This is a genomic window from Arthrobacter sp. 05T423 (assembly GCF_056396245.1).
Map to the genome: position 1 here is coordinate 116,301 of NZ_JBFTLC010000012.1, position 6,569 is coordinate 122,869.

6 protein-coding genes and 1 pseudogene are annotated in these 6,569 nt (G+C 67.5%); 6 read left to right on the forward strand and 1 reads right to left on the reverse strand.

Translation table 11 applies throughout. The annotated features are described in order from the left end of the window. Positions 1-22 precede the first annotated feature (22 nt). Positions 23-1,930, reverse strand: a complete 1,908-nt coding sequence (locus AC1DFE_RS11480; protein ID WP_476906002.1) for a protein kinase domain-containing protein — start codon at positions 1,928-1,930, stop codon at positions 23-25. Between the two features lie 162 nt (positions 1,931-2,092). Here AC1DFE_RS11480 and lipB point away from each other — a divergent pair, with 162 nt between their 5' ends. The 6 genes and pseudogenes from lipB to AC1DFE_RS11510 all read left to right on the forward strand — a co-directional run. Further along, on the forward strand, positions 2,093-2,761 hold the full coding sequence (gene lipB / locus AC1DFE_RS11485; RefSeq protein ID WP_476906003.1) for a lipoyl(octanoyl) transferase LipB: 669 nt from the start codon (positions 2,093-2,095) through the stop codon (positions 2,759-2,761). Further along, a pseudogene (locus tag AC1DFE_RS11490) lies at positions 2,758-3,595 on the forward strand (lipoyl synthase). The gene lipB and the pseudogene AC1DFE_RS11490 overlap by 4 nt, the downstream one beginning before the upstream one ends. Positions 3,596-3,627: 32 nt before the next feature. Beyond that, positions 3,628-4,200 carry an MOSC domain-containing protein gene (locus AC1DFE_RS11495; protein ID WP_476906004.1) on the forward strand — a complete coding sequence of 191 codons (573 nt, stop codon included), beginning with the start codon at positions 3,628-3,630 and terminating at the stop codon, positions 4,198-4,200. A gap of 261 nt (positions 4,201-4,461) precedes the next feature. Continuing rightward, the gene (locus AC1DFE_RS11500; protein WP_476906005.1) at positions 4,462-5,103 is read left to right on the forward strand and encodes an NADPH-dependent F420 reductase; all 642 of its coding nucleotides are present in this window, start codon (positions 4,462-4,464) and stop codon (positions 5,101-5,103) included. Positions 5,104-5,212: 109 nt separating this feature from the next. Continuing rightward, positions 5,213-5,827, forward strand: coding sequence for a DUF6919 domain-containing protein (locus tag AC1DFE_RS11505; RefSeq protein WP_476906006.1), 615 nt, complete (start codon positions 5,213-5,215; stop codon positions 5,825-5,827). A gap of 178 nt (positions 5,828-6,005) precedes the next feature. Continuing rightward, a partial coding sequence (locus AC1DFE_RS11510; protein WP_476906007.1) for an ABC transporter substrate-binding protein occupies positions 6,006-6,569 on the forward strand: 564 nt, incomplete at its 3' end.

Below are 6,569 nucleotides of genomic sequence, written 5' to 3' on the forward strand. Positions count from 1 at the left end.
CGGTCCGCCGATTAATAGGTGTTCAGTCCGCCGGCAGGATGTCCGCGATGAGCCAGCGCCCCTCCACCGGGACAAGGACCAGCCGCAGCCTGACTTCCTGCTGCGGCGCACCGGTGGCGACAACGCCGCCACCAGCCTCACGTTCCTCGTAACCCGTGGCCCACGTTGTCGCCGCCACCACTGCACGCGTAGGTGTGCTTTCAGGCAGGAGGCGAACGCCCGAAACGCTCGTGGTGAAACCGGCCAGGACTGCCCCGGATTTCTCCAGCCCTGCTCGGATCCGCCGGTCTGCAGCATGGGCCGGGGTGTTGGGTGCATTGACGTCGTCGAGCAGGTCCAGCCTGCCCTCCCGCAACGCCAGCGAGCGTAGCTGCGCCAGCCCAAGGACAGCGTCGACAGGATCTTTCGCCGCGAGCCGCCGTCGGACATCCTCCGGAAGGTTGGCCTCCTGCACTGCCGGGCCTGGCGAGGCACCGGGTGGGCTTTTCGGCGCGGCTGGGACTTCGTGCCTCGCTGGGGTTTCCTGCGCCGCTGGGTTTTCGTGCATCGCCCCGGGCCGTCCTGAAAGCACGACGCCCGCAAGAACGGCTGCTGCGAGGACGCCGCCCGCCGCTGCCAGAGGGCGGCTGCGGCAGGTGTCAGCTGCGGCGACCCTCCGGGGCCGGGACGGCGGGGCGGCGGCAGTTGCTGCGTGCCTGGCCACGCGGCTTGTGGCCGCGAAGTGCTGTGGGGCCGCGGAGTGCCTGCCGGCCACGCGCCTGGACGCCGTGTGCCGGCAGACCGTGTGACCGGCGACCCTACTATGCCCGGCAGCCGTGCGCGGCAGCGAAGAAACCGGGGCCGCCGTTGCCTCACGGGGTGACGGCCGGACCAGGGCCCTGACCCACCCGGTGGTCTTCAGCCGCCTGCCCCAGGCGAGCAGCCGCTTCTTCAGCCGCCCGCCGGACGGCGGAACCGGCCTGCGCGTCAGCAAGTCGGGCAGGACAGTGTCATGCACCGAGCGGGACAGGTCCAAGGGCGCCGCGGCCGCGCTGCGGTACACAGCCGTGGCAAGCTCCGCTGCCGCCGGGCGTTGCCGGCGGTCATCGCTGAGCCCCGCCTCCAGCGCCGCTGCGAGCTCGGCCGGCACGTCCGGAACAAGCAGGGAGAGCGGCGGCCTGGCCGCGGATGGCGGAGGGGGCTGTCCGGTGAGGCAATACCACCCCAGCGCCGCGGCAGCATAGACATCACGTTCCGGCTGCAGCCCGGCCCGGACCGCGTCCACCGGGGCCGGATCCGCAAAGCCGTCAGTGCGCAGCTCGGGAACACCAAAAGGATCCCCCACCATTCGGGCGACTCCGAGATCAGCCAGCAGCGGCTTTCCGTGCGCGGTGAAGAGTACGTTCCCTGGCGCGACGTCCGAGTGCGTGAAGCCCTTGCCGTGCAGGTAGCCCAGGACCTGGGCTATCGGTGTCAGGACGGTGACTGTCTCGCCGACGCTCAGGGTTCCCCTCGCCGTGACCAGCTGCTGAAGCGAACCCCCGGCGGCATAGTCCATGAGGAGCCCGAACCTGCCCTCATCGGCTTCATCCGTCCGGACCACGCCGTAAGCCTTAACCAGGTGTTCGTGGTCCAGGACGGACATGACCAGAAGTTCGCGGCGGACATCCTCTTCCCGCGCCACCTCCGGGCGCGAGTCCGCAGCGCCTGGCTCACCACTGCCTGATTCACCGCTGCCGGGCGGCCGGCCGAAGCACTTCAGGGCCAGCTTTGTGCCGGTGGAGTCCTGCGACACGAGCCACACGTCGGCACTGCCGCCACGGCCCAGCCGCCGGGACACGGAGTAGCCCGCCACGGCAGGCGCCTGCCCCGAACCACCGTGCATTTCCCCGGTGCGGCTTTCCGGGCTGAGCGATTCCAGGCTGCGGCTTTCCAGGCTGTGGTTGTCCATGCCTTAAGGAGTACCGGAATCGGGAAATTCGTGCAGAAGTTATCCACAGGCAGGCTGAGGGCACGCCGCCCGCGTATGGCTAGGGCCGAATGTGACCGGGCAGTCATGAGAGCTTGGGCACAGTATCCGGCAGGACGCCGGCTGAGGTCTAAGCTGGAACGCATGACTCTTGAGTTCACAAAGCTCGGTCTTGCCCCGGATTTCGTCGATTACAGCCACGCCTGGGACATCCAGCGCGAAATCCATGAAAATGTCCTGGCCGGCAAGGCCCCCAGCACGGTACTCCTCCTCGAACATGCCGCCGTCTACACGGCCGGAAAGCTGACAGAGGATCACGAGCGGCCCTTCGACGGCACCCCCGTCGTTCCCGTGGACCGCGGCGGCAAGCTCACCTGGCACGGCCCGGGCCAGCTCGTGGGATACCCGATTATCAAGCTGAAGAACAAGGCCGGCATCCGCGACTACGTGGAGCGCCTGGAGGCCGTGATCATTGCGGTGCTCGCGGATTATGGCATCACGGCCGTCCGGATCAAGGGGCGTCCAGGTGTCTGGATCGAGGAGGACGCGAACGGTCCCGCCCGCAAGATCGCTGCCATCGGCATCAGGGTCAGCCAGGGGGTGACCATGCACGGCTTCGCCATCAACTGCAACAACGACCTCGCACCCTACGGCCAGATCATCGCCTGCGGAATCACCGACGCCGGTATGACCACCATCGCGCAGGAAACGGGCCGTGATGTGGCCCCGGCCGATCTCGTTTCGCGGATCACCGAGGAACTGCGCAACAATGAAGACGCCCTAGTTGCAACCCCCGAAGGAGCTCTCCTGTGACACTGGCACCAGATGGCCGGAAAATGCTGCGGATCGAGCAGCGCAATGCGGCCACCCCGGTGGAACGCAAACCGGACTGGATCAAGGCCAAGGTCCAGATGGGCCCGGAATTCGTCCAGCTCAAGAACCTGGTCAAGAAGGAAGGCCCGCTCCGTTCAGGCCATGGCCCTGCGCTACGCCACCGTCACCGGCGTGGCCCGGGACGACCTCGAAGACGAAGGCGTGTGGCTCTACGCCGAAACGGTCCGCAAGATCCACGAACTGAACCCGGGCACCGGCGTCGAACTCCTGATCCCGGACTTCTCCGGCAAACCCGAACACATCGCCGCGATCTGCGACTCCAAACCCGAAGTCTTCGCGCACAACGTCGAAACCGTGCCCCGSATCTTCAAGCGCATCCGCCCCGCGTTCCGCTACGACCGCTCCCTGGACGTCATCACCCAGGGCCGGAACCTGGGCATGGTCACCAAGTCCAACCTGATCCTGGGCATGGGCGAAACCCGCGAGGAAATCTCCGAGGCCCTTCGCGACCTCCACGAGGCCGGCTGCGACCTGATCACYATCACCCAGTACCTGCGCCCCTCCGAACGCCACCTCCCGGTGGACCGCTGGGTCAAGCCGCAGGAATTCGTGGACCTGCAGCACGAAGCCGAGGAGATCGGCTTCCTCGGCGTCATGTCCGGACCCCTGGTCCGCTCCTCCTACCGCGCCGGCCGGCTCTGGGCCACCGCCATGCGCAAGAAGGGCTGGGACATCCCCGCCGAACTCGCCCACATCGAATCCTCCGGATCCACCCGCCAGGAAGCCAGCTCCCTGCTCGCGAGGCCGGCCTGACCGGGGTCCCGGCCGGGGTATAGCGTTATTGCATGACGCCAACCTACCGGTACGACGTGGACGTCCTGCACCTACTCGTCTCACCTGCCCACGCCTACTTCGGCCGCGCATGCGACGGTGCCGCTGACGTGCCGACGGCGAATGCCGACCGGGTTGAGGTGGTGGCGGGCAAGGGCATCGTCGGCGACCGGTTCTTCGGCAAAGCGGCGCACATGGACGCCGCGGTCACGCTGTTCGCCGTCGAGGCCCTCGAGGCGATGGCTGCGGAGCTGGATGCCGGGCCCTTCGACCCGCTCCTGACCCGCCGGAACGTGATCCTCAGGGGCGCACACCTTGCCCCGCTCCTGGGCCAGGATTTCGCGCTGGAATCCCGGGGCGATGTGGTGCGGTTCAAAGGCGGGCGGCCCGCCCACCCCTGCGCGTGGATGGACCGGATGCTCGCGGCGGGGGCGCATGCCGCCATGCGCGGGCGCGGCGGGATGCGCTGCCGGGCGCTTTCCGACGGCGTGCTGCACCGCGGGCCTGCCGTGCTGGTCAGCCCGGTACTGCTTGAGCCGGAACAGGCAGGCATTCCGAACGTGCTCCGGCCGGGCCGGCTGCCGTAGCAGGTGTTAGCTCCGCCGTGACCAGCCGCCCAACCACCCGTTGATCCGGCCTTGAGCACCGGTGGCCAGTGCTAGCCAGCGGCCGTCACGGAGTTTTCCGAGCGCGGCGCCCCGGTCAACGCCGAGGGCCGTGCCCTGCGCGCTGCGGACAAGGTCAATGAACTGCGGCAGGCACTGCCGGGGCCTATTGATTTTGTTGGAGATTGAAGTAACGTCGCCCACCTAGATGGATTTCCTGACCCCCTTGGAAGGAAGAACACAATGACTGACATCACCATCATCGGAACAGGCAACATGGCCCGCGGACTAGCAATCCGCGCACTCGCAGGCGGCAAGACCGTCCAGTTGCTGGCGCACGGGGACAGGGCAAGGGCGGAAGCCCTCGCAGCCGAGCTTGGAGGGCAGGTGACCACCGGCGTGGTGGGCGACGAGCTCAGCGGCGACATCGTGATTCCCGCCGTGTACTACGATCCCGCCAAGGACGTCGTCGCCAAGTACGGCAGCGCACTGGACGGCAAGGTATATGTAGACATCACCAACCCGGTCGACACCTCCACCTACGAAGGCCTCAGCGTCCCCGACGGCAGCTCCGCGGCCGAAGAGCTCCAGAAGTCCACCGGGGCCAGGGTGGTGAAGGCCTTCAACACCACCTTCGCCGGAACGCTGGCCGCCGGTGACGTGGTCGGCCAGCAGCTCGATGTCCTCATCGCGGGCGATGACGAGGACGCTGTGCGGGCCGTGGCGGAGTTCGCCTCGGCAGGCGGCCTCCGGCCGATCGTCGTCGGACCCCAGCGCCGGGCCCGGCAGTTGGAGCAGGCCGGATTCCTCCACATACTGCTCTCGGCCAACGACCAGCTGCCGGAGTTCCAGTGGAACTCCGCGCTGAAGGTAGTTTCGGGCTAACCTTGGGCAAGCCTGCCGGGTTCAGTACGGGGCGTAACCGCGATTCATACTCCGTTCGAAGGCGTCATTCAACCTCCCCGCCAGCACCGGGCCGCGCCTAGCATCGAGTATGAGCGATCAATTCACGACCGAACGCGACAGCTACGGCAGGCTCCTGGCAGACCGCGAAGTGTGGCGGCAAGCGGGCACCTTGGCCGCCGCCGGCGAACTGACCGCGCGGTGGCTTGAGGGCACCAGCGAATACCAGCCCGGAACCCTCGCACCGCGCTTCGACGACGAGACCCTGCCCATCGCCGGCCAGCTGGCTGAGCTCAACCGCACCGGACTGTTCACGAAGGAGTCCCAACCCGGCCTCGGCCCCGATGCCGGCCATGCCCAGCGCGAGTACGTTACCGGATTCTGCTCCGCGGAGTCGGCGGCCCTCCTGCTGCGGCTGTCAGCCGAGACGGAACTCATTGCCATCGCCCACGCCCCGGGCGAAGTCAGCCAGGCATCCGTTCCGGTCACCCTGCACGGCGGCGAAGTGGTCACCGTTTTGGGCAGCAGCGAAAACCCGGTCGAGTCGGAGCAAATCCAGGACTGGGCGCGTGAGAGCAACGAAACTCTCGCCCTCCTGCTTGCGGACTCCTGGTACGTCGAACTGCTCGACCCGGTCTGGGGCCGGCAGCAGCACCTTTTGCCCGCCGTCCTGGAAACCCTGAAGTCCGCCCAGGACGGTCTTTGATCCATGATTTTTAACGTTCCGCGACGCCCGGTGAAGCTGTAAGACCGCCAGGATGAACCATTGCGACGCCGGGTGAACGCCTGCGTCAACTGCCATTGTGGCCGCGCGAGGGTCCTCCGTAATCTCAATCCAACGCTCAGCACCATCCCCTCCGCTCCATCATCCAAAAGGAAACATCATGGCTTCTTCGAACGAGTTCCCGGGCTCCACCCGGATTGCCGCGGGCCAGCCCAGCGGCGGGAAACGCCCCAACGGGCTGAAAATCGGCATCGCCGCCGGCATCCTTGCGGTCCTGGGCGCGGGCATCGCTGTCGCCACCACGGCCGCCAACAGCGCAGCCCCAGATGCCGCCAATGCGGCCGCCGTCACCAGACCCGCCACCGAGCTGAAGCTGGGTTACTTCGGGAACATCACCCACGCCCCGGCGCTGGTCGGAGTGAGACAGGGTTTCATCGCGAAGGAGCTGGGCGGCACCAAGCTGACCACGCAGGTGTTCAACGCCGGCCCGGCCGCGATCGAGGCGCTGAATGCCGGTGCGATCGATGCCACGTACATCGGCCCGAACCCGGCCATCAACTCGTTCGTCAAGAGCAAGGGTGAGTCCATCAGGGTCATCGCGGGGGCGGCCTCCGGCGGCGCGCAGCTGGTGGTGAAGCCGGAAATCAAGACGGCGGCGGACCTGAAGGGCAAGACCCTGGCCTCCCCGCAGTTGGGCGGCACGCAGGACGTGGCGCTGCGCGCG

Excerpts from the sequence above, each read along its gene's own strand:
- AC1DFE_RS11480 (WP_476906002.1), bottom strand. The coding sequence starts at position 1,930 with ATGGACAACCACAGCCTGGAAAGCCGCAGCCTGGAATCGCTCAGCCCG.
- AC1DFE_RS11500 (WP_476906005.1), top strand. The coding sequence starts at position 4,462 with ATGACTGACATCACCATCATCGGAACAGGCAACATGGCCCGCGGACTA.
- AC1DFE_RS11505 (WP_476906006.1), top strand. The coding sequence starts at position 5,213 with ATGAGCGATCAATTCACGACCGAACGCGACAGCTACGGCAGGCTCCTG.
- lipB (WP_476906003.1), top strand. The coding sequence starts at position 2,093 with ATGACTCTTGAGTTCACAAAGCTCGGTCTTGCCCCGGATTTCGTCGAT.
- AC1DFE_RS11495 (WP_476906004.1), top strand. The coding sequence starts at position 3,628 with ATGACGCCAACCTACCGGTACGACGTGGACGTCCTGCACCTACTCGTC.